This is a genomic window from Ensifer aridi (genome assembly GCF_002078505.1).
Taxonomy (GTDB): domain Bacteria; phylum Pseudomonadota; class Alphaproteobacteria; order Rhizobiales; family Rhizobiaceae; genus Sinorhizobium; species Sinorhizobium aridi.
Window position 1 is genome coordinate 58624 of record NZ_LUAV01000023.1, and the last position, 21512, is coordinate 80135.

Here is a 21512-nt window from a genome sequence, read left to right on the forward strand (position 1 = left end):
CGATCGGAAGCCGTTTCTCGTTCAGGGGTCGCCCGCTGGCAGGAGCGGATCGCAAGCTGGCGCCTTCTATGTCGTCCTTCTCGTCATGGTCGCCAGCGGCATCGGGATGATGGTCCTCAGCGGCGCGGCGCCTGACGCGCTCTTGCCAAACTTCATCGAGTAACCCAGTTAGCACAGTCATAAGATTAGGCGTGCTGCACGTGTAACGTGTTTCCCAAGCACCGCGATTTGCTCCCCAGGCAGACAATGACCACTGCCTGCCTGGGGGCGTGTATCAGCTACTGAATCGATCGGCGGGCCGCAGTCGCAATGTCCGAAAGGGGCAAGCGCTCGCCCTTTCTGATTACAGCCGGATCATAACTTTTGCGGGCAAACACCTCGCGCACCATCGGGGCGAAGAATTCCAACGGCTTGGTGACGTAGTCGGGATCGAAACTTGACTGATCCCACTTCTCGCAAAACTCGGCACAATCGTCAAAATACGGGCTGTCCCGGTATGCCTCGCGCTTGTTCGGGTTCGCGCCTACGTGCTCTCCGTAGTAGAGAAGCTGGAAGTCTCCGTGCTTTTCGACAACCCATGCGCATTGCTCCCGCACGAAGGGTCGAAGGATCGCCGCGGCGTATTCATCATGATTGTAGGGCGCAAAGATATCGCCTATGTCATGCAGAAGCGCCGAAACCACCCAATCGATATCGGCGCCGGCTTCCCAAGCCTTGGTAGCAGCCTGGAGCGAATGACCAAGTCGGGTGACCTTGTAGCCCGACAGCGATTTGTCGAGCTCGACCATGGTGCCGAGCAATCGGTCGGCGGTTCCTGCGGCGTATTCGGTCTCGTGTTCCATAAGGAAGGCGTAATCTTCGCGATCACCATCCTTCATTTGCGTAAACTTCACGGTTTCCATCATTGTCCTCATAGGAATAGGTGATTGTGGCGATCACCGGCCAAGTTCAATAAAGATGTTGTCACCCTCCATAGGGACGGGGAAGGTTCGGGCGCGGAGCTTTTCGTCAACGAGGCATTTGCCCGACTTGATTTCAAACTCCCAGCCGTGCCAAGCGCACCGGACGAGCTCGCCCTACCGCTTGCACTTCTCTCAGGGTTCCAGGCTGTGGTGCTGCGGTGAAGAACTAGGCTCCGACTGAACGTGGAAGGTTTCCTATGTTTTCGTCCGTCAACACGCTCTAGCCTCTGTGCCAGAGGAGGCCGACGATAATGAAGGCCGCGAGAAACCCCGTTGCGAGCAGCGCGAGAGCGATGACCGATCCTTTGACGGCTGCAAACTCCCTTACCGACGTCTTCAGGCCGACGGCTGCTAATGCTGTTAGAAGTGCCCAGCGTGAAAGACCAGCAGCAACGTTGGCGGCTTCCTCCGGCAGAAGCCCGAGCGATTTGAGAGCCGCGAGCAAGACGAAGCCGAGTACGAACCCCGGTACAAGCCGGCTTGGTCCTGGTGGCTTCCGACCGGCGCTTGCTCCCAATGCGGTGACCAGGATCGATGTGGCGATTATCGTCGGCCCAAGCAAGGTCACGCGAACAATCTTGACGATCGTCGCGATCTCGCCGGTTTCATCCGAAATTGCAAAACCGGCGCCCACGACCTGGGCGACATCGTGAATCGTACCGCCGATGAATACCCCCGCTTCCAGAGCACTAAAGTGTAACTGGGCTGCCAGCATCGGATAGAGGATCATTGCCGAGGTCGACAAGACGGTTATGACCACAATCGCGAGGGTGAGATCTCTATCTGCGTTTTTTCGCTCGGGGAGAACGGCGTTCAAAGCCACAGCTGCCGAGGCTCCACAGATCGCAACGGCACCTCCCACCAAAAGCGACGACCGCCAATCTATCCCGCCAATTCTACCCGCCAGCATGGCGAACGATATGGTGGAGACAAGTGCGGCAATCACCAGGCAGAGCATGCTGAGCCCAAGTTCACTCAGCACTTCCAGCGATACTCGTGCGCCCAGCAATGCGACGCCGAAACGAAGTACGGCGCGACTCGTCAGATGGATGCCTGGCGCAGTCCTCGTGCCGCTCTCGGACAACACGCTGAGAGAGGTCCCGAGCAAAAGTGCCATCAGGGTCGCCGGCACCCCGTAGTGCTCGGATAGAAATTGCGCAGAGATCGCGATCAGTACCGCCACAGCAAAGCCGGGAAAATACGTCGCCGCAATCTTCCTCGGGGACTGGCCTTGGCTGGAGGGGGCGATCGGTTCCGTTTGATCGAGCATCTTCAAGACGCAGCCCGGATGCAGACGAAGTCGGCGCATAGCAAGAGTGGCAGCATGGAACCGCGAAACTCGCAACTGATAATGACCATTACTCTCCCCAATACGCACGGGCCGAATGCCGGCGTACTCCGAGATGACAATATTTTTTCGATATGATAAACGCGCCTAGAAGTACGATATCAATCGTGATTTGCGATCAAAGATGAACCTGGATCTCATCGACACGTTCCTTGACCTGCTCGAGACCGGCAATTTCAATCGAACCGCGGAGCGGTTGGAAACGACGCAGTCCACCATCAGCGGTCGCGTCAAGGCGCTCGAACAGGCTGTCGGGGCGAAGCTTTTCCAGCGTGGGCGGGCGGGTGCGATACCGACACCGTCCGGTCTTCGGTTTGAGCAGCATGCGCGGGCGCTGAAGGCTGGCTGGGCGCACGCACGCCGGGACATCGGAGGGCTGGAGCGCTACGAAGGCTCGTTAAGGGTCTCCGGTCAGTTCAGCTTGATGCGCACCCTCTTTCTGGACTGGATCGGCGAACTGCACGCGATCAACAAGCATGTCGCGCTGCATCTGGAGGCGGATTATTCGATGCAGATCATCGCGGATCTGGCCAATGGCGCGACCGATATCGGAGTCGTCTTCGCTCCGAAATTCCTTCCTGACCTCAGCATCGAGGAGATTGGTGCCCAGCGGCTGGTGATGGTATCCACCGAATTCGCGAACGTGGCCGATGTCACCGCCGACCGATATATCCGCGCATCCTACACCGCCTATATCGAGCGTGCACACGCCGAGCTTCTGCCTCACCTCGCCCATCCGGCTTTAACGGTGGGCTATGAGGAATTGGCCATTGGCATCATGAAACGTTTCGGCGGTACGACCTATCTTCCGGAGCATGCCCTCGATTATCTCGCAAGCTCCGGTGTTTCGGCCACGGTCGTTGAGGATGCTCCCGACATCCATCAGCCGGTCTATGTGGCGACGCAGAGGCGTCGCAAACACGATCCGTTGGTGCGCCGTGCAATCCTTGCGCTGAAAAGCGTTGCAGATCGCCATTTCAAGATTTCGAAGGTGAAGGATGCCTGAGACCGGCCTCGGATCTTCAATCGATCCCGCAGGCGTCCGTTCTCATGCGTCGATGGATACGGAGCCCATTGGGCGGCTGCAGCAGGCCAGGACGTATCCTTCCGACCTCTCGCACGCCGGCAAACCGCCAAGATCCTGCATGTCCACTTTTCCCTGCGTCAATTTCACCTTGCAGCTTCCACAAACGCCCTGGTGACAGGAACTCTCAATCCAGATGCCAGCGTTCAGTGCTGCTTCCAAGATTGTTTCCCCTGGCGCGCAGGTTCCGTGTTTGCCAGAGAGTGAGAAGTACACCTCGCCACCTAACTTGTCCGGTTCTTCGATCGGAATCCTCTCGCCGAAGCTTTCCTCGTGTAGTGCCCCGATTGACACCTCTGCCGCCATGGCCCGGGCTGCTTTCATAAAGCCCTCCGGTCCGCACATGAAAATTTCGCGTTGCGAAAGGTCAGGAACAAGCGACTGCATCAAAGACGCACTTATCGTTCCCATCCTCCCACGGAAGCAAGTTTCTTCGCCGGTTTCGCTGACCACCATATGAACCTTGATGTTGGAAAAACGCCTGGCGATGAATTCGAGCTGATCTCGAAAAATAATGTCTTTCGGGGTCCGTGCGAAATGGACGAACTCGACGTCGACCTGATCGACGACGTCGGTGATGTATTGGAGCATCGACATTACCGGTGTCACGCCTGAGCCGCCGGAGAGGAAAAGCGGCTTCCGGGAGGGAATGTCAAAATAGTTGAAGCGGCCGGCTATGTCGGCAATTTCGACGGACATACGGGGGCGCATGTGGTCGTTCAGCCAGTTAGACACCAGCCCGCCAGGCACGCGCTTGACGGTAATCTGGACGTTGTGAGGACGGGTAGGCGTTGAACAGATGGAATAGGCGCGGGGGCAGAGCTTACCTTCGATCTCGAATTTGAAGCTGATATATTGCCCGGGTTTGAAATCGAAGCTCCTGCTCTGGCTGTCTTCAAACACGAACGTCTTGCTATCATGCGTCTCGTCGATCACGGCTTTGCATACCAATGTTGCCGGACCTCCGCGGTAGCATGGTTGCTGGTTGGCTGCGGAAAGGGAGAAGGGAAAGCTTGCTTCCATAAGCATCAAGGCACCTCTGACTCTGTGCCACAGCTATATCAAGTTCCGCAAAGTGGATTGAGCGAGCAAAATCCCCTTTTCAATCGTTAAATGCGATCACCATGGGTGTGATTGCAGCACAAAGCGTAACCACCTGTCTCACCGGCATAAGCGTTTCGCATTGTCGTGACCATGCGACTGCGCTGAAGCGGCGCTCCTCCCCAAATGACCAAATGACCCGCGCCCGCCGATCCAGGACTCCGCCCCGCGGTTCAATCGCAATCTGCGATTAATAACGCCGGATTTACGCCATTTATCGAATGGGCGAATTGCTGTCCTATGTTGCTGCGTCATTCACGCGCATCGAGTTTCGACCCACTTGGGGAGGGAAAATATCTTGTTCATCGTCGATTGCGATTGTCATAACTACTGGTGCAGCGCGACCGTCCTGGAGCCGTACATGGACGGCTTCTTCAAGGACATGTTCGTTCGCGGCGAAAAGACCGGCCCACGCGGCGCATTTCCGCACGGCCACCGCCCCTGGTTTCACCCAGAGGGTTTTTCACGACATGACGTCAACCCGGTCGAGGAAGACGACAATTACGCGATCATGAAGGAAAAACACCTCGATAAATACAATATCGATGTGGCGATTCTGACCGGCGACGAGCCGATCGAAGCGTCTACCTTGGCAAACGCCCATTATGCCAATGCGCTCTGTAGGGCTTACAACGACTACATGATCGACTACTGGCTACCGAAGGACAGCCGGTTCTGGGGGTCGATCATTGTTGCCCCGCAGGACCCAAAGCTGGCAGCTGAGGAAATCCGACGGATCGGCTCACATCCGCGAATTGTCCAGGTTCTGGTAAGCCATGGTGCGCAGCGGCCCTACGGTGACCCATTCTACCATCCCATTTACGAGGCCTGCGCCGAAATGGGGCTGCCGTTCGCCATGCATCTCGGTGGCCAGGGGGGTGTGAACTCGACGCCTATCGGAGCGGGACCGTCGACGTTCTTCTGGGAAACCCATGCGATCCTCCCGCAGTCCGCCATGACGCATATGGCTTCGCTGATCGCCCAAGGCGTTTTTGAGAAATGGCCGAGCCTCAAGGTGGTGATCATCGAGTGCGGGGTGGCATGGGTGCCCTCGGTGCTATGGAGACTGGACGCCAACTACAAGGCACTGCGCAAGGAGACACCCTGGTTGAAGCGGTTGCCGTCGGAGTATTTCAAAACGAACATTCGCATGTCGACCCAACCTCTCGAGCAGCCGGAAAATGTTCAGCACCTTTGGGCAACCCTTGAGGCGATGGACGGGGAAAACACACTGCTGTTCGCGTCGGACTATCCGCATTGGGATTATGACGACGTCACGAAGCTGCACATCCCCCCTGCCTGGCGCGAGAAGGTACTCGGCCTGAACGCGCTCGACGTTTACCGGCGCATTCCCCGTCCGGCCGCGATCGCAGCAGAGTAAGGGGACGGACAATGGCTTCAAAACAGTTTGCATGCAAGGCCTCGGAGGTTCCTGCCGATGCAGCCAAGATCATCAAACTCGGCAATTTATCGCTTGGTATCTTCAGGGTTGGGGACGGATATCACGCGCTTCTGAACGTGTGCCCCCACAAGGGAGCAGCGCTTTGCCAAGGACCCGTTTGCGGGACCACGAAGCAGACGGACAAGGCGGAGTTCGTTTATGAGCGGGCAGGTGAGTTGGTCCGTTGCGCTTGGCACGGATGGGAATTCGATATCCGGACGGGCGAGTTCCTGGTCGATCCCCGTGTCAAAGCCCGCACATTCCCGGTTTCCGTCGAAAGCGAAGACATCTTCGTTCACGTTTAGCGATAAAAGGCGTCGCCTATGCAAAGTTATCAAACTCGCGAAATGGCGACGCCGCTCTGTCAGCCGGCCGCTTCACATTTCATCGATGGCACCTTCATGGAGGATAAAACCGGTCCTGAGATCCTCTCCGTCAATCCGGTAAATGGTGAGATCATTGCCAGGTTGCACGGCGCTACTTCCACCATGATCGAGAAGGCAATTGGCTCGGCGAAACGGGCGCAGAAAGAATGGGCTCGGAAAGAGCCGGCGGAGCGGGGTCGCGTCCTGAGGCGCGCCGCCGACATCATGCGGGCGCGAAACAGGGAACTGTCGGTTCTCGAAACGCTCGACACGGGCAAGCCAATTTCTGAAACCCTGGTAGCGGACGCTGCCAGCGGTGCCGATTGCCTCGAGTACTTTGGCGCAATCGCGGCGACACTTGCGGGAGACAGCATCCAGTTCGGCGAAAATTGGGTCTACACCCGGCGTGAGCCGCTCGGGGTGTGTCTCGGAATCGGGGCCTGGAACTACCCCATCCAGATTGCGGCCTGGAAAGCAGCCCCCGCGCTTGCCTGCGGGAATGCCTTGATATTCAAACCGTCGGAAATAACCCCATTGTCAGCGCTCAGGCTCGCGGAAATTCTGACTGAAGCGGGGCTGCCTCCTGGTGTTTTCAACGTCGTACAAGGTGCCGGTGATGTTGGAGCCGAGCTCGCCACCCATCCGGCGATCGCCAAAGTCTCCCTCACAGGCTCGGTCAAGACGGGCGCACGGGTCGCCTCGGCCGCCATGGCCGACATCCGGCCAGTAACGATGGAGCTTGGTGGAAAGTCTGCGCTGATCGTCTTCGACGATGCAGATGTTGAGGCAGCCGTTAGCGGCGCAATTCTCGGGAACTTTTACTCGGCCGGCCAGATCTGTTCCAACGGAACGCGAGTCTTCCTGCAGCGCGGAATTAGGGAAGCGTTCCTTGCGCGCTTGCTGGAGCGAGTCGCGGCCTTGAAGATTGGTAATCCGATGGACGAGGAGACCGACATCGGACCGCTTGTCAGCGCTGACCATCGCAACCGGGTTGCCGCCTACGTCGCCGGCGCCGAGGTTGAGGGAGCATATCAAGTGACGCCTCCGCGCAAGCTTCCACCAGGGGATGCCTGGCACGAGCCCGTAGTCTTCACGAATGTTACGGATTGGATGACGCTTGCTCGGGAAGAAGTCTTCGGTCCGGTCATGGCCGTCCTGGACTTCGATGACGAGGAAGATGTCGTCTCAAGAGCCAATGCAACGGACTTCGGGTTGGCGGCGGGCATATTCACGAGAGACCTCGTTCGTGCCCATAGGCTGGCGGCTGAGCTCGAAGCCGGAACCGTGTGGATCAACGCGTACAACTTGACGCCCGCCGGCATGGCGTTCGGCGGGATTAAGCGATCAGGCATCGGCCGCGAAAACGGGCGTGCCGCGATCGACCACTATACCCAGCTGAAATCTGTGTTCGTCAGCATGCAGACCTAGCTCCAGAAGCGGCACGGTCGGAGTTCGAAACCTCAGACCGATCCGACGATTTTGATGAATGCGCATAGGCGCCTGGCATTTGAGCAGTCTCCCGGGGAAGGTGGAGGCTCGCCGGAGCCCCTACTAACGCCCACAGCGATTGCGGTCACGCTGTGAGGTCAAACCGAGGAGAGGCCGCAGTTCAAGGGGAATCAGAAATGTTTGGAAGAGTGCTCGCATCCACCTGTTTTGCCGTTGGCTTTGCCAGCCTGACACCGGCTGCTTTCGCAGAGGAATGTGGCGACGTCGTTATCGCCAACATGAATTGGCAGTCGATCGATGTCCTGGCGAATATAGACAAGATCATCCTCGAAAACGGATATGGGTGTTCGGCCGAAATAACCATTGGTGACACTGTTTCGATCATGACGTCGATGGTCGAAAAGGGAGTGCCCGACATTGCGCCGGAGGCGTGGCTCAATGCTTTGCCTGAGATTGTCTCGAGAGGCGTTGCCGAAGGAAAGCTGATATCGGCTGGCAACGCCCTGAGCGATGGCGGAATTCAGGGATGGTACATTCCAAAGTACATTGCCGACGCCCATCCGGAGATCAAGACGGTCGCAGACGCACTGAAGCATCCGGAACTTTTCCCGGCCCCGGAGGACAGTTCGAAAGGCGCAGTCGTCAATGGTCCGTCGGGCTGGGGCGCATCGACTACAACCAGCCAGCTTTACAAGGCTTACGAGGGCGACGCGAAAGGCTTCGTGCTGGTCGATCCTGGTTCGGCGGCGGGTTTGGACGGTTCCATCGCCAAGAACTACGAACGCAAGATCGGCTGGTTCGGCTATTACTGGTCACCCACTTCGTTGCTCGGCAAATATCCAATGGTCAAGCTCGATTTTGACGCACCACACGATGCCGCGGAATGGAAGCGTTGCAACATTGTGGTTGATTGCGAAGACCCCAAAGTAAATGATTGGCCCATCGACAAGGTGGAGACGCTCGTCACCCGCAACTTTGCCGAACGTGCCGGTGCGGCGATGGATTACCTCAAGGCGCGGCGCTGGGACAACGCAACGCTGAACAGCCTTCTCGCCTGGATGACCGATAACCAGGCGACGGGCGAGGATGCTGCAAGATACTTCCTGGAGAACAACCCCGAGATTTGGACAAAGTGGCTTTCTTCCGAAGTCGCGGAGAAGGTGAAATCGTCACTCTAACTCGCAAAACTACGATCCGCCGGCGGTCGTCGGCGGATTACCCTCTTTGTCAGTGTCTAGACCGGGCCGACCGCAACGACGACCGAAACTGCAGCAGCGTTATCCAAACACTTGGAAGGCGGATTGCAACAGAAGGCCGATAGCCACGGTGGCGAAGAAGTTGCTTTGAACCGGATACGCGAACTCGGACGAAACCGAAGAAGGGTGCCGCGGCGAGCCGGCGGAGAGCGGGGCCTCTACCGTCGGTGAGAGGACGCAGGCAGGCGCACGCAGGCTTCCTGAACTCCCTCCGGCGCTGCATCGCCAAGTCGCATAATGGATTAAGGGAATCTGCGCCACTGCTACGCCGCCCCATCCGGCATTCACATTGGACTGTGGTTGAAGGGCCGTTCGGGGAAGTTCGGTATTCCGACGGCTCCACGGCCGTATTCGATTCTGACCTGATGAGAGGAATAAGAAATGCCCACTATTCGGGCAACACCGGAAATTCCAGGCCTGCGCTGCGAATGACCGCCTTGGGTCGATAATTCCGGTTCCTACTGTCGCTGTTGGGTCGGCAGCGGTCTCCGCAAGCTATTCGGCCGCAACGCCAACTTCGACGGGATCAGGCACGGTTGCGCTGAAGATGTCCATGATGTTGCCGCGCTTGGTCGGGGACTTGGCGCCAAGCTTCTCAGCTTTCGTCTCGACCACTTCCTTGAGCTGCGCGGCCTTTGGTTTGAGGCCCTCCTCGATGGCCTTTATCCGGGCTTCCATTGCATCGAGGCTTGCAGATGCTTCCGCACTACCCGTTTTTGTAGCAGTCGCCTTGGGCTTCGGGCGCAGCGCCTTTTTATTGACGGTGCGTTTTGCAGGTGCTGCAGCTTTCGCGTCTGCCGCAGGTTCTGCCTTGACCGGAGTCGCCTGCGCCGCGGCGGCCGTCAAAGGCTTCTCCTCTTTCGCCGGCGCCGGCGAGGGAATTTCGACTGGAGCATCTCCCCCCTTGGCATATTCCGGAGTTGTCGCCGGCACGGGCTTCGGTGACAGATAATCGACTTCCGGCACTTGCGGAATGTTGGCCTGGGAAAACGCCTCGGCTGATTTGAAGGGCTGCGTTTGGAAGAAGCGAAGCTTTTCACCAAAGATCGGCCGTTGTCCTTCGATGAGCAGGATCATCTTGTTCTCCGGCATTTGCCGGACTTCCTGCGGCATCATCAGATCGCGCTCGCGAATCTGCTCTACCTTCGTGCGGCGGGGCAGGCCCATAAGTTCGATCGTGCGGGATTCCGACTGGTAGCGGATCGTGCGTTTTCCGAGCGCGCGGGACGCGTACTCGGCTGTGGCCTGGTCGTTGGCGCCGAGGACAAGTTGGTAGCCACAATTGCCGAGCAACGAATGCCGGGAGGTTTCGCCGTAAATCTCGTCGAGGTTCTTCAGATCCTGGATGATGAAGGCGAGCTTGATCTTATAGCCAGCCACATAGGGCAGCTTGGTCATGATCTCGTCCATCCGCTTCAACTGCCGGAACTCGTCAAGCAGGAAGTAGACGGGGAGGGAATTTGGATCGTGCTCGAGCGTGAGGATATCCATTACCTGCTGCACGAACAGGGTGAGGAGAGGGCGCAGCAGGGTGATGTCGGTGATGTTCGGCGCCAGGTAGATCGAGATCGGCCGGCGCTTCATTGCGCGAAGATCCATGTCCGTGACATTGGTCGCGGCAACAATCCTCTCGTTCTTGAAAGGCCGCATTGCCTTTTGAATGTCCAAGAGAGCAGACGCGGCGGCGCGTTCCGACAGGGCGATGTAGGAGTTGAAGCTCTCGACGGTGAACTTCGAAAGATAGGGCTCTTTTCCCTTGATGTATTTCATGAGCGCCTGGAGATCGACGCCGCTGTTAAAAAAGGAATTGACCTCGGCGAGGTTGCGCCGGTCTTTGTAGAAGGGGCTTTCCGTGATGTAGCTGATCGCGCCGGCAAGGACCTGTTGCGCGGTCGCTTGCCAGACGGAATTTTCTGATTCCGTGTTCTCGGGCACAAGAATGCTGGCGATGTTTTGAATGTCGGTCGTGCGATTGCCGCGCTCCGGCCGGATAAAGTCCAGCGGGTTATAGCGGCTGGTCTTTTCGGAGCCGGGCGCGAATAGGAAGACCTGGCTGCCGTTCTGCCGGCGGTAACCCGCCGTCGCCTTGAACACTTCGCCCTTAAGGTCGGTGACGATCATCGAGCCTTCGTGCATCAGCGCATTGGGGATCACATAGCCCGCGCCTTTACCGGAGCGTGTCGGGCCAATGATCAGATGATGCCGATCGTCCCTGGTGCGGAGTATGTTCCGCCCGACCCGGCCGAAAATGTGTCCCTGTTTGCGGAACCACTTCCCGCGCCGTAGCGATGCCATGTCCTGAAACGCGGCATCCCCCAACGGGCTGCTCGTCGGCTTCAGTCCGATATATGCAATGAGGCCGGCAACCAGCAGCGCCGGCAGCATCGAACCAAGCGCGACCTTCTGCAGGGCCGGGCTCGTTTTGTAATGCCAGAACTGTTGAATCGGAGCGAAAGGATTGCTCGTGATCGTCGTTTCGAGGATCCGACCGTCCTTGTAGAAGAGCTGAAGCCCCAGGCCGTACCCGAGCATCCAGACAACGAACGCTATCCCGACGCAAAAGAGCAGGTAGAAAGCCTGGAGCTGCTTCGTCATGACTCATCCCGGGCGAAGAAGATCTCAGAGACCCCGCGCTTGCCGCCTTCACGGCGGAGCTGGATGACGATCGGGATGACCATCTGGATATAGGACATCAGATCCTGCTTCGAAAAACCCGCCGACATACCGGCTTGCTGCATCATCATGGCGAGCTGTTCATAAGCACCCATCGGCGTATCGGCGTGAACCGTCGACATGCTGCCGGGATGGCCGGTGTTGATTGCCCGGAGGAAGGAAAAAGCCTCTGCGCCCCGAATTTCACCGACGAACAGGCGATCCGGCCGCATGCGTAGGGATGACTCGAGCAGGCTTTGAATGGTCACGTCCGCTGTACCCTGGTCGCCCTTCGACGCGATCAGATGAACGGCATTTGCTTGCGGTGGGAAGAGCTCTCGCGTGTCCTCGAGCGTGATGATCCGCTCATGCGGATCGACGCTCTTCAGGCAGGCATTAAGGAAGGTCGTTTTGCCGGAGGAAGTGCCGCCACTGATAAGGATAGAGACCCGCTTGGTGATGGCGGTATGGATGAAATCGTAGATCCGATTGGCGCGCAGATGCCCTATCAGCTCGCGATCAATGTCGCTGAGGCCGCCGACGGCCACAGAGACCTTATCGAGCGAACCGTTGTCGCGATACTCCTCGAGCGTGAAGTTATTGACCACCTGCTTGCGGATCGAGATCGAACCACCTTCGGGTGCCGCCGGCGGCAAGACGATCTGGATACGCTCGCCGGTCGGAAGCGCGGCGCTGAGGATCGGCCTCGAGCGGCTGATGAACTGGTTCGTAGCAGCCGCAACACGCTCGCCGATGTTCTGGATTTCATCACCCGTCAGGGCGTCGATTAGATGATGCTCCATGTAATCGGCGCCAAACCGCTCCACATAGACATGGCCCGGTTTGTTGACGGCGATTTCCACCACCCTCGGATCGTCGATAAATTCCCTGATCGGTTCGAGAGCGCGGTTGAGGAAATAATGGGGGTCGCGCTTGATCGTAGTGGCCTTACCTGCGGCGACGTTCACGTTGAATCTCCTTCATCGCTTCGGTGACCGGGTCGTCATACATGGCACTGAAATCGAGGTCCTGGCGTACGTAGACAAAGATCCGCTCGCCCTGGCTGACGCTAATGGTGGGAGGAATACGCAGGTTTTCGCTCAAGGCCTGGTTCGCCATATCCGAGAACGTCTCGGCGATGGTTTCGCGGGCGAGCTCCTCGCCACGTTGTGCCTCGCTGTTGTTGTCGCCGAACGCCTCGTCGCTTCCGTAGCCGGTCAGGAAGCTGGCACCGGCGCCGACGACGGAAAGCATGATTGCGGAGCCGAACCGCTCGCGCCATTTGTTGTCGACATGTCCGGTCAAGCCCGAGCGCCCCAAGCTATCCGTGCCGATGGAGTTGAGGCGCACCGACACGCCATCGTCGCGAATGAGCCGGGTCCAGATAACAAAAATCCGTTTTTGCCCGCGGGTGATCTCGGACTGGTATTCGCCAATGACGCGCGTTCCAGTCGGAATGAGGACGCGCCGCCCGTCAAAGGAATAGACGTCCTGCGACGTGATCGCACGAATCTGGCCGGGGAGATCGCTGTTGATTGCGGTCTCGAGGATGCCGGGGATCAACGTTCCTTCCGGTATCATGGCGTCGATGCGTTCGATTTGCCGCGCCTTTGCGCTCCGATCGGCGAGACTCGAGGCCGCAGCCAGGTACTTGCTGTAGCGGTCCTCGCCAGCGACACTCAGCCCGGAATCGTCCTCGCCTGGAAATCCGCCGTTGCCGTTGCCATTGCCTTTCTGATCAAGCGAGATCAAGCCCGACCTATAGCGTTCGGGAAACTCTTCGACAGGCGCCGCCTCGGGCGTGTATTCAACCACCTCCGGCGGGGGAGGAACCTTGAACTCGGTTGTATCAACTGGTGTTTCTTGAACCGGCTCAGGGGGCGGCGGCAGATTTATGACTGCAGGCTCTATTTCCGGCTTCGGCTCTTCTTGCTCACGCACGTATGACGGCGGCCGGAAGGTCGTGGTCTGAAACTCTTCGTCGCTATCCGCGACGTCACGCGGCTTTTCTCCTGCCGTGGCAAGCACGAAATAGGCAGCGACAGCGCCCCCCAGAAGTAGGGCAGCCATGCCGATGGTTTGATTCCGTCCAGTGTTCCTGTTGCTGACGACAGTTTCATCGGCCGCCGTCATGGCCTCAAGTTCAGGGCTGCGCTTCATTAGTTGCCGCTCCTCCTACGTTTCATCGCCTTGGTGTCAGGAGCTGGACCGAAAATGGCAGGATCCGGAGCGCCGAAGTCGGGCTTGCGAAGGTTAAAGATGCAGGTCCACTGATTGCCCTCGCGCAGCGTGTATTGCGTCGCGACACCATCGACGACGATGTATTCGCCCTCCTTTCGGAAATTGCGCAGCGTCTCGGAAAAGTCGGCCTGGACGGCAAAAATCGCCGGCACCCGGCTGCCGAACTTGAAGAAGGTCTTTTTCCCGTCGTCGAAGATCACCAAAGGCTTCAACGCCGGATCACCGGAAAACGAATAGTCTATGTTGACGTTAGCCTTATCGACATTCGACATGTTCGGGTAGGCCGCCCGGTACTCAGCCTCCTTGCGGAGCGCGCCATTTAGATCCTTCTCGGGATAGACGAAACGGATCCCGAACACCTGCTTGCCATCGGACGGAGCATGGTCGTTGAGCTCGAGGAAATAGATCCTCTTGCTGGTCACAACATTCATGTTGGTGGCGACGTTCTTTGCGATCGGCTTCACGAACAGAATGTTGCCCTTCTCGGAAGGGGCAACCTGCCAACTGTCGGTGTCGCCAAGCGAGATCGTTTCGAACGTTTCGTCCTCGTCAAAGATGATCATTGTGGAGATGCCGTAGGTGGCAGAGACCTTCACCACGTTATTGGACTGATAGACGACGCTGGTCACGCGCGAATCGAGGCTGCCCGGGCGAGGTGCCTGCGCAGCATGGGCGTGAGTCATCATCGCGGCTGCGCAGGCCGCGGAAAGCAGGAGGAGTTTGATCATTCTTCACCTCCAGGCGTAACCGTTTCTTGATCGCGACGGTAGTTGTAGACCTGGAAGCCCAAGGGGTTCTCGAAGCGCCATTCATTGGTCGCCGGCGTGTCCGTATAGCGATAGCGAACGACCGAAATGTAGTGACGGACGATCGAATCCGTGTCCGATTTTTCGGTTGTCGAAAACCGGACCAAGGCCGTGCTCGCATTGGAGAAGGTGACGGACTTGATGTCGACGGTTACCTTCTTGTTCTTGCCGAGGACCTTTGCGGGATTGTTGGGATTTGCCGCACTGTAAAGCTCCTGCAGCTCGCGGGCCGCATCGTCAGTAGAGAGCAGGGCGGCGATGCCGAAATTCTGCTCAATCGCGAAGGGGTCGTAGCCTTCGCGAGATCGGATATAGCGCACGACGTTCGCTTGAGTGACCGCCTGTTGATCGGTCAGTTTGGAAGACCTGGTTAGGCCGGTCTTCACCTCCATATAGCCGGTGTTCTTATCAACCTCGACGATGTACGGCTCAAAGCTCTTCAGCGGAACGAGCATCACCAATGCCGTTAGCGACAGCAGGGTAATCGCGCCGAAAATCATTGTGACGAACCATGCGAGCGAGCGCGATCGCTTGGCTTTTTTGACGATCTCCTGTTCCCAGCGATCACCGTCCTGAAAGTAGCTCCGAAGAGCTGCGTCATTCGTTTCTGCCATTCGTTCTAGCCCTTGATTTCGCGCCTCAGCGAGGCATGCTGTTGCTGCTAATGCGGTTCTGCATCGCCTCAGCAGCGGCGTTGCGAATGTTGGTTCTCACGCCTTCCTGCGTGCGTGCCCTGGCTTGCATTCCGGCGTTGCCAATTGACCCCGCCAGACGTTGTCCGCCTGACAGGGCGGATATTGGTGCCGATACGCCTGTCCATCGGCCAACCGCGCGCGCTGCATTGCCAATGCCGACGGCCACGCCACCGGTAATGCCCTGCGCGAGAACCTGAATGTTGAAGAGGACAAATGCGCCTGCGGCGCACAGGAGCAGGAAAGCGGAAATGTCGCTAAGCTGAAGTTCCCGTTGGTTTGCAGCGCTCGTGACCTTTGTCAGTTCCGGGTCCATGGCTGAGATCAGGAATGCAGCCACGACGTAGACGAATAGTGGGATTAGCGCATACATCAGCACCTGCTGGAACCAGGCGACGCCCATGCCCCTCGTCGGTTCGAAGAGCATGCAGCCAATGAAGATCGGTGCGGTCCCGATCAGCACCCACATCATCACCTTGGCAAGGAGCAGGATCGCCAGAGCCACTGCAATGAAGACGGCCACTGCAAACATGATCAAAAAACCGATCATGGACGGCAGCACCGCAAAATAACCAGACTGTTCTGCGAAGGCAGAAGCAGCCTCATTGGCCGTTTTCCAGATCATCGAAAGGCCGTTTGTCGGCTCTGTGATGCCTGTCCCGGTGGCGGTAAGGATCGCCCGGCCGACGTCCTCTGGCGTGTTATTCAGCCAGGAATAGAAAAGATTGTTGAAGTAGTCCCACTCTCTGACCAGCGCCAGAATGATCAACATCCGGGCGACGCGACCAATGATCTCGCTGACGCTGACGCGGGCCGTTCCCATGAAAAGCTGGAGGCCGTAGTAGCCCACATATGCGATGAACATGATGGTGAGCAGCGGCACGATCTCATCGCCGACAATCCCATAAGCTTCCTCAGAGAAATCCGCGCCTGTCTGTTCAATTCTGTCGAGCAGATCGCCCAAGAAATCGTGCATCGTTGCAAATTGTCCTTATTCAGCCGCGATTGCCTCGATTGCCGCCAGGGCGGCCGCTGCATCACCATTGACGCTCATCATCGGTCCGCATTCCTGGCGAGGATCCGGCGCGTAAGACGTCAGGTTGGCAGGTCTCTTGCAGGGGGCGGTCTTCTCCTTCGCCGCGGTACCGCAGCCGGCCAGGCCGGCCGCGATCAGGACTGAAGACAGAACCTTTGCCGTCATGGTGATTTTACTGGTCACTGTAGGAGAGCGCCTTCTTCGAGTTGGAAATGTCCGTCAGGCGCCGCTGGTTATCGGCCTGGAGCGAAGACACGGCGCCGTTCATGACGCCGATCAGCTCGTTGATCGTCAGGCCAGCTTGCACCTGAAGCTGTGTGTTCTGATCGATCGAGCCCTTGATGTCCTTGGCCTGGCCGATGTTTGCACCCGCCTGCTCGAATGAGGTGCGGCGCGTTTGGACTGCCTGCTGCGACCCGGTAACGAGCGCTGCGACACCGAGAACGGTGTTCACCATCTCTTCGTAAGACTTGTCGCCCGAAAATGAGCTGCCTGCCTGGCCCGACAGGTTCTTCACCAATTGCAGGCCATTGATGAAGTTCGTTGCCACCTTGGCAACATCGCCGCCCATGCCGCCGAAGTTGGGAACGCCGCCCGACATCAGGCTGTCGAAGGACGGCATTTGGGAGACGCTGAAGCCATTGCCGACCGCAAGGTTTTGCATCTGGTTGGCGTCGCTACCGCGATCGCCGGTCACCGCCTCAAGAGTGTCCTGGACCGTTTTCAGGACTTCCTTGTTGGTGCCGAGGATGTCATCGGTGGTTTTCGACGTTCTCTGCGCAATCTCAAGATTTGCAGCGTCGATGACCGGGACTTGCGCGGAAGCTGCGGACGCAAGGGCCACCGAGCACGCCGTTAAAATCAAACGTTTCATGGCAGTTCTCCTCATTGAGCGGTCAACATCAGATCTACCTTGGCTTCGCGCTCCCGCTTCTGGACGCAAGCCTTTTCTGTCGGGCTCCATTCAAGCCCCTCGCGAGGATCGCAAACACCGGTCGTTTCGCGATCCGCGTCGTCGTCATCATTCTTGAAGTCGCTCGTGCGCGATGCGCCGGAAAGATTGCCGACATCGACCGCACTACGAGAATTCATAAGGTCCGCCATCGTCGTGCCGAGGCGGATGACCTGGTTCATCATTTCGAGATTGGCATTACGCGCGCCGGAATTGTGATCCCAACTGTCTTGGATCGTCCCGCTGGACATTGCGCCCAACTGCTGCAGCCAAGAGGCAACGTTTCCGCTGCTTTCCCCAATCGCTTGGGATGTCGCCATTGAGTTGATGGTGGAATCCCGCATGCCGGTGAAGGCTGTAGAACCGCCGCCATAGTTCGCAGGAATATTCGCGACGTCGGAGCCGCCAAAAGCAGGAAGCCACTTTTGGGTGATATTCGCCACATACCCCTGCGTTTCCTTGAAAGGTGGGATTCCGCCCCACTTCTGGACGTTACCAGGACCCGCGTTATAGGCGGCCAGCGCGAGATTGGTGTTGCCGTTGAAGCGCCGGAGCTGTTGTTTCAGATAGCGCGCGCCGCCACGAAGATTGTCTTCCATGTCATAAGGATTGACCCCCAGATCCTTTGCCGTACCCGGCATGAGCTGAGAAAGCCCAATGGCGCCGACCGGCGATTTCGCACACGGATTGAACCGGCTTTCCTGATAGACGAGCGCCATGAAGAGGCTTTCGTCGACGCCTTCTTCCTGGGCCACTCGCTTTACAAGGCCGGTGATTTCCGGGTTGGCCGTTGCAGCGGAAGCGGCGTCACCGCTGCGACCTGGACGATACATCGAGCAGGTCACGCTCTTGCTGACCGTATAACGGTCGCTATCCGTCTTTTCGATTTCCGTCGTCGTCTGGTCGCGTTTGGTGTCGGTCTCGAGCACCTTGCCGTCAAGCACCGGCACCTGAGAGTGCGCCGTTCCGGAGGCACCAAGCCACAGCGCAGAAATCACCCACAAAGCAGGACTCATCCTCATTCTGCCTTCTCCCATCCGCAGAATTCAGCCAGCCAATTTTCAGGCTCGTCGCCATATTGTTCCCGAAGTGCCGCGCACTCCTCGACGGTCTCCTTGCGGCCGGAAAGCACCTTCACGAGATCGGGCATGGCGGAAAGATCCAGCCGAGCGATGACCGAGTCATTGCCGTGCTTGATCAGGAAAGTTCGCTTTTCGGGCGGAGTGTTCTTGATGAAGTTGAATTCTTTCACCGTCAGGCCAAAGCGCTTGATGTAGCTCTCTTCGTCGGCCCGCGGGTTCGGAAAGTGAATGTTCGTCGCCGACTGCTCGATCAGCGTATGCGAGGCTTTTGCCTTGGCGATATCCGCCGCGGACTGGGTGCCGAAGCCAACAATGCCGTTGAGCTTGCGGATGGTTTTCATCTTGTCGACGATGAACGCCGAAAAGGTCTCGTCCATAAGAAGCTGCCAGCCCTCGTCCATGAAGAACATGACGGGGTTTCCGTCGAGCAGCTCGTCGAGGCGATGATAGAGGTACATCAGCGCCGGCGTGCGGAGCTCCTCGTTGCCGAGGATGTTCGTCATGTCGAACCCAAAGACGCTGCGACCCGAGAAAGAGAGGACGTCGTGCTGAGCGTTGAAGAGCCACGCCTTTTCACCTTCGATCCAAGGACGAAGGCGAGAGTGAAGGTCATTGGCATCCGCCCGCGACCGACCCACAAGCAGGGCGGCCAGGTTCGCTAGGTTCCGTTCCGCCGCAGGTTCCTGCATCAGGCGGACGATCGCCCGCTCAAGCGTATCCTCGTCTTCCTGAGTGAAGTCACTGCGATCACCGGAGCGCAGCATTGCCTTCAGGAGGCGAAGGAGAAATTCGCGGTTTGGGCCGGTATTTTCGAGCTGCAGCGGGTTAAAGCCGGTCGGCGTTCCCGGTGACAGCACCTCATATGAACCGCCAATCGCCCTTACGAAGATTTCCGCGCCGCGATCCTTGTCGAAGAACACGCCTTTCGGCGTCGGTGAAACGCGCATCGCCTGTGCGAGCAGGAAGGTCAAAGCGACCGTTTTACCGGAGCCGGTTGGTCCCGTGACGAGGAAGTGCCCGATGTCGCGGCGATGGAAGTTGAACCAGTATGGCGTCTGCGACGTGGTTTCGAGGATCGTGATCGGCAGTCCCCAATGAGTGCGATCGGCCTGGCCCGTCGCGAAATTGTGCATGGAGGACAGGCCGGAAAAATTCGCGCTCGACAACATCGCTTTGCGAGCAATGTAGCTGTGATTGCCCGGCAGTTGCGCCCAAAATCCCGCTTCGAGGTTCAGATCCTCGCGAAGCCAGGTGAGATTCATGTCGGTGAGGCAAGCACCGAGTTCGGAAACGGTGCGGCTAAGGCCCGGGAGATCGCGGGAGAGGCATAGGAGCGAAAGATGGTGGAAGCCGAAGACGGCCTCTTGGTTCATCAGGCTATTGAGCGCATAGTCGATATCCTGTTCGACTGAGCTGCCGGCCTCGTCCGAGGCTCTGATCTGCCTCTGCAACCGACTAATTCGTTCTTGGGCGATCGGCTTGTCGGCGATGGTGAAGGACTGCGTCAGAATGAATTCGTGGTTTACCTGCAGCAGGCCGTCCAGCATGCCCGGCCCGGTGAAAGGCGGATACTCCTTGATGGACAGCAGCGCTCCAAAGCGGGTGTCTTCATCGACAGCCGCTTGAGCCTGCATCGTCCGCGTGCTGAAATGCAGTCGCGACGTTCCGACATAATTGCGAATGCCCATGCGCGGTAGGCGCATCTTGCGCGGCACACCGCAGCTCAGGATCGCGTTGAAGAACTCGCAGGGTTCGGAGTAGGGCTCGCCTTTCCCCTTCTCATCACGCCCTTCAATCTTGGCCTGGTCGTCATTCCTGCGACGATAGGTAATTCCGAGCGCCCGGGCTCCATACTTGTGCAGATCGCGGGCGATGTTGCCGATCAGCTCCTCGAGCTCCGTAACATCTTCGCGCGTTTGCTGGACCCGAGCGTCCCTGTTTGCCTTGTCAAAGAGCCTCTTTAACGAGTCGCCAATGCCGAGGGCGCCCCGCATCCCAGACCGCACGACCGTCAAGTATATTTCGTTCGTAAACATGCGCTTGTGGCGCAGTTGCCCCATGTAGCGCTTGTTCAACAGGTCGCAGAATGGTTCGTCGAACGCGCCACCGATCTGCGTTTCGACCTCTCTCCGGATCACGGTCGACCAAAGAGAATATCGGCTCGACCCCAAGGCACGGATCATCGTGTTCTGGACGACCGACCGCATGTTGAGCTCAGCCTGGTCCTCCGTCTGGAAGAACAGTCCATTGAGTTTGATGACGCTTAGAAGCGATCCGTTTTCCAGCCCGATCACTGTATCGGAGACATGTCGGAGATACGGAATATGAGTCGACATGGGCCGCTCATTGCTGGCGACCGGGCCGAATCCAAGCTCTTCTTTGACGACTTTCAGCATGGTCACGGTCCGTAAGAGTTGGTGCCCCAAAAGCGCTTGTTGGGCGTGCTGGGCGTCTTGCGGGACGTCACCTGCATCACATCGAGGATCCTGTTGTCCCAGGTGCAGAGCGAGAACAGGACAAGGTAAGCAACCGGCGCGATGAGCAACGCCAGGAGGTCGTTCGTTGCAAGCCAGCCGATGATGGTGACGCCAACGATCAGCACCACCGCCATGTAGGGCACGCCCCAAAGGGTTGGGGACCGGGTTAACCCGATCACCAACGGCGTCAGAGCCGGTTTTTCGTCCTGAAACTCACTCATCGGTCACTGACCGACCGCCGAGATCATCTCGTCGACGATCGCCGGTGCGCCAAACACCAGACCGATGCCCATCACGACCGCGCCGGCCGTGAACCACGATAGGCGTCCGGCGAATGCCAGAAATCCAAGGCCGATAACGGCAATGATCGCGAGCAGGCGACCGAACGGGCCGGTGATGAAATCGACGATCATCTGTACCGCCGTCTGCAGCGGCCCGAAGGCGCCGCCTGCACTCTGCGCGAGAGCAACATCAGCGCCCGCGACTTGGAATGCGGCCACAATGCCGAGCGTGGCTGCGAGCTTCACCGCCTGAGACTTCCTCGTTTGCATTTCAAATTGCATGTTTC

20 protein-coding genes and 1 pseudogene are annotated in these 21512 nt (G+C 58.1%); 5 read left to right on the plus strand and 16 right to left on the minus strand.

Annotated elements, in window-relative coordinates; all coding sequences use genetic code 11:
- Positions 1-278: 278 nt before the first annotated feature.
- The 3 genes and pseudogenes from AYK65_RS20905 to AYK65_RS20910 form a co-directional block, all read right to left on the minus strand.
- Positions 279-902, minus strand: coding sequence for an HD domain-containing protein (locus AYK65_RS20905; RefSeq protein WP_139793285.1), 624 nt, complete (start codon positions 900-902; stop codon positions 279-281).
- A 33-nt stretch (positions 903-935) separates the two neighbouring features.
- Positions 936-1061, minus strand: a pseudogene (locus AYK65_RS33665) (Rieske (2Fe-2S) protein); the annotation flags it as partial.
- 121 nt (positions 1062-1182) lie between these two features.
- Positions 1183-2232 carry a YeiH family protein gene (locus tag AYK65_RS20910; RefSeq protein ID WP_081160468.1) on the minus strand — a complete coding sequence of 350 codons (1050 nt, stop codon included), beginning with the start codon at positions 2230-2232 and terminating at the stop codon, positions 1183-1185.
- Positions 2233-2434: 202 nt separating this feature from the next.
- Between AYK65_RS20910 and AYK65_RS20915 the strand changes: the two genes are divergently transcribed.
- Positions 2435-3316, plus strand: a complete 882-nt coding sequence (locus tag AYK65_RS20915) for a LysR family transcriptional regulator (RefSeq protein ID WP_081160359.1) — start codon at positions 2435-2437, stop codon at positions 3314-3316.
- 42 nt (positions 3317-3358) lie between these two features.
- Here the strand turns inward: AYK65_RS20915 and AYK65_RS20920 are convergent, their stop codons facing one another.
- Positions 3359-4423, minus strand: coding sequence for an FAD-binding oxidoreductase (locus AYK65_RS20920; protein ID WP_081160361.1), 1065 nt, complete (start codon positions 4421-4423; stop codon positions 3359-3361).
- Positions 4424-4793: 370 nt separating this feature from the next.
- Between AYK65_RS20920 and AYK65_RS20925 the strand changes: the two genes are divergently transcribed.
- The 4 genes from AYK65_RS20925 (at position 4794) to AYK65_RS20940 (ending at position 8928) form a co-directional block, all read left to right on the plus strand.
- Entirely contained in the window at positions 4794-5876 is a 1083-nt protein-coding gene (locus tag AYK65_RS20925) for an amidohydrolase family protein (RefSeq protein ID WP_081160364.1), read from the plus strand.
- Between the two features lie 11 nt (positions 5877-5887).
- The gene (locus AYK65_RS20930; RefSeq protein ID WP_010967915.1) at positions 5888-6241 is read left to right on the plus strand and encodes a Rieske (2Fe-2S) protein; all 354 of its coding nucleotides are present in this window, start codon (positions 5888-5890) and stop codon (positions 6239-6241) included.
- An 18-nt stretch (positions 6242-6259) separates the two neighbouring features.
- Positions 6260-7729 carry a betaine-aldehyde dehydrogenase gene (gene betB, locus AYK65_RS20935; RefSeq protein WP_081160366.1) on the plus strand — a complete coding sequence of 490 codons (1470 nt, stop codon included), beginning with the start codon at positions 6260-6262 and terminating at the stop codon, positions 7727-7729.
- Positions 7730-7926: 197 nt separating this feature from the next.
- Entirely contained in the window at positions 7927-8928 is a 1002-nt protein-coding gene (locus AYK65_RS20940; RefSeq protein ID WP_081160369.1) for an ABC transporter substrate-binding protein, read from the plus strand.
- A gap of 573 nt (positions 8929-9501) precedes the next feature.
- On the opposite strand, the gene AYK65_RS20950 is transcribed toward AYK65_RS20940, so the two are convergent.
- Genes AYK65_RS20950 through AYK65_RS21005 form a run of 12 tightly spaced genes read right to left on the minus strand, consistent with a single transcriptional unit; the run spans position 9502 to position 21507 of the window.
- Complete coding sequence (locus AYK65_RS20950) at positions 9502-11601, minus strand: type IV secretory system conjugative DNA transfer family protein (protein WP_081160374.1); 2100 nt, start codon at positions 11599-11601, stop codon at positions 9502-9504.
- The gene (virB11, locus tag AYK65_RS20955) at positions 11598-12626 is read right to left on the minus strand and encodes a P-type DNA transfer ATPase VirB11 (protein WP_081160377.1); all 1029 of its coding nucleotides are present in this window, start codon (positions 12624-12626) and stop codon (positions 11598-11600) included. The genes AYK65_RS20950 and virB11 overlap by 4 nt, the downstream gene beginning before the upstream one ends.
- Entirely contained in the window at positions 12607-13818 is a 1212-nt protein-coding gene (gene virB10, locus AYK65_RS20960) for a type IV secretion system protein VirB10 (protein ID WP_081160379.1), read from the minus strand. The genes virB11 and virB10 overlap by 20 nt, the downstream gene beginning before the upstream one ends.
- Complete coding sequence (locus AYK65_RS20965; protein ID WP_081160381.1) at positions 13818-14627, minus strand: TrbG/VirB9 family P-type conjugative transfer protein; 810 nt, start codon at positions 14625-14627, stop codon at positions 13818-13820. The genes virB10 and AYK65_RS20965 overlap by 1 nt, the downstream gene beginning before the upstream one ends.
- Entirely contained in the window at positions 14624-15319 is a 696-nt protein-coding gene (locus AYK65_RS20970) for a VirB8 family type IV secretion system protein (protein WP_081160384.1), read from the minus strand. Before AYK65_RS20970 ends, AYK65_RS20965 begins: the two co-directional genes overlap by 4 nt.
- Before the next feature lie 25 nt (positions 15320-15344).
- A complete protein-coding gene (locus tag AYK65_RS20975) occupies positions 15345-16373 on the minus strand; it encodes a TrbL/VirB6 family protein (RefSeq protein WP_081160386.1) in 1029 nt (342 codons plus the stop codon).
- Between the two features lie 15 nt (positions 16374-16388).
- Positions 16389-16616, minus strand: a complete 228-nt coding sequence (locus tag AYK65_RS20980) for a hypothetical protein (RefSeq protein WP_081160389.1) — start codon at positions 16614-16616, stop codon at positions 16389-16391.
- Complete coding sequence (locus AYK65_RS20985; protein WP_081160391.1) at positions 16606-17307, minus strand: type IV secretion system protein; 702 nt, start codon at positions 17305-17307, stop codon at positions 16606-16608. Before AYK65_RS20985 ends, AYK65_RS20980 begins: the two co-directional genes overlap by 11 nt.
- 11 nt (positions 17308-17318) lie before the next feature.
- The gene (locus AYK65_RS20990) at positions 17319-18407 is read right to left on the minus strand and encodes a lytic transglycosylase domain-containing protein (protein ID WP_081160394.1); all 1089 of its coding nucleotides are present in this window, start codon (positions 18405-18407) and stop codon (positions 17319-17321) included.
- Positions 18404-20863 (minus strand): VirB4 family type IV secretion/conjugal transfer ATPase, encoded by a 2460-nt coding sequence (locus tag AYK65_RS20995; RefSeq protein WP_081160397.1) that lies wholly within the window; start codon positions 20861-20863, stop codon positions 18404-18406. Before AYK65_RS20995 ends, AYK65_RS20990 begins: the two co-directional genes overlap by 4 nt.
- A 2-nt stretch (positions 20864-20865) precedes the next feature.
- On the minus strand, positions 20866-21165 hold the full coding sequence (locus tag AYK65_RS21000) for a VirB3 family type IV secretion system protein (protein WP_081160399.1): 300 nt from the start codon (positions 21163-21165) through the stop codon (positions 20866-20868).
- A gap of 3 nt (positions 21166-21168) precedes the next feature.
- A complete protein-coding gene (locus AYK65_RS21005) occupies positions 21169-21507 on the minus strand; it encodes a TrbC/VirB2 family type IV secretion system protein (protein ID WP_015241462.1) in 339 nt (112 codons plus the stop codon).
- Positions 21508-21512: the final 5 nt, after the last annotated feature.

What these genes read in the sequence shown, in the direction of transcription:
- AYK65_RS20905 (WP_139793285.1), bottom strand. Translation starts at nt 902, where the DNA reads ATGGAAACCGTGAAGTTTACGCAAATGAAGGATGGTGATCGCGAAGAT.
- AYK65_RS20965 (WP_081160381.1), bottom strand. Translation starts at nt 14,627, where the DNA reads ATGATCAAACTCCTCCTGCTTTCCGCGGCCTGCGCAGCCGCGATGATG.
- AYK65_RS20940 (WP_081160369.1), top strand. Translation starts at nt 7,927, where the DNA reads ATGTTTGGAAGAGTGCTCGCATCCACCTGTTTTGCCGTTGGCTTTGCC.
- AYK65_RS20990 (WP_081160394.1), bottom strand. Translation starts at nt 18,407, where the DNA reads ATGAGGATGAGTCCTGCTTTGTGGGTGATTTCTGCGCTGTGGCTTGGT.
- AYK65_RS20995 (WP_081160397.1), bottom strand. Translation starts at nt 20,863, where the DNA reads ATGCTGAAAGTCGTCAAAGAAGAGCTTGGATTCGGCCCGGTCGCCAGC.
- AYK65_RS20950 (WP_081160374.1), bottom strand. Translation starts at nt 11,601, where the DNA reads ATGACGAAGCAGCTCCAGGCTTTCTACCTGCTCTTTTGCGTCGGGATA.
- betB (WP_081160366.1), top strand. Translation starts at nt 6,260, where the DNA reads ATGCAAAGTTATCAAACTCGCGAAATGGCGACGCCGCTCTGTCAGCCG.
- AYK65_RS20915 (WP_081160359.1), top strand. Translation starts at nt 2,435, where the DNA reads ATGAACCTGGATCTCATCGACACGTTCCTTGACCTGCTCGAGACCGGC.
- AYK65_RS20910 (WP_081160468.1), bottom strand. Translation starts at nt 2,232, where the DNA reads ATGCTCGATCAAACGGAACCGATCGCCCCCTCCAGCCAAGGCCAGTCC.
- AYK65_RS20985 (WP_081160391.1), bottom strand. Translation starts at nt 17,307, where the DNA reads ATGAAACGTTTGATTTTAACGGCGTGCTCGGTGGCCCTTGCGTCCGCA.
- virB10 (WP_081160379.1), bottom strand. Translation starts at nt 13,818, where the DNA reads ATGAAGCGCAGCCCTGAACTTGAGGCCATGACGGCGGCCGATGAAACT.
- AYK65_RS21000 (WP_081160399.1), bottom strand. Translation starts at nt 21,165, where the DNA reads ATGAGTGAGTTTCAGGACGAAAAACCGGCTCTGACGCCGTTGGTGATC.
- AYK65_RS21005 (WP_015241462.1), bottom strand. Translation starts at nt 21,507, where the DNA reads ATGCAATTTGAAATGCAAACGAGGAAGTCTCAGGCGGTGAAGCTCGCA.
- AYK65_RS20930 (WP_010967915.1), top strand. Translation starts at nt 5,888, where the DNA reads ATGGCTTCAAAACAGTTTGCATGCAAGGCCTCGGAGGTTCCTGCCGAT.
- AYK65_RS20975 (WP_081160386.1), bottom strand. Translation starts at nt 16,373, where the DNA reads ATGCACGATTTCTTGGGCGATCTGCTCGACAGAATTGAACAGACAGGC.
- AYK65_RS20920 (WP_081160361.1), bottom strand. Translation starts at nt 4,423, where the DNA reads ATGCTTATGGAAGCAAGCTTTCCCTTCTCCCTTTCCGCAGCCAACCAG.
- AYK65_RS20970 (WP_081160384.1), bottom strand. Translation starts at nt 15,319, where the DNA reads ATGGCAGAAACGAATGACGCAGCTCTTCGGAGCTACTTTCAGGACGGT.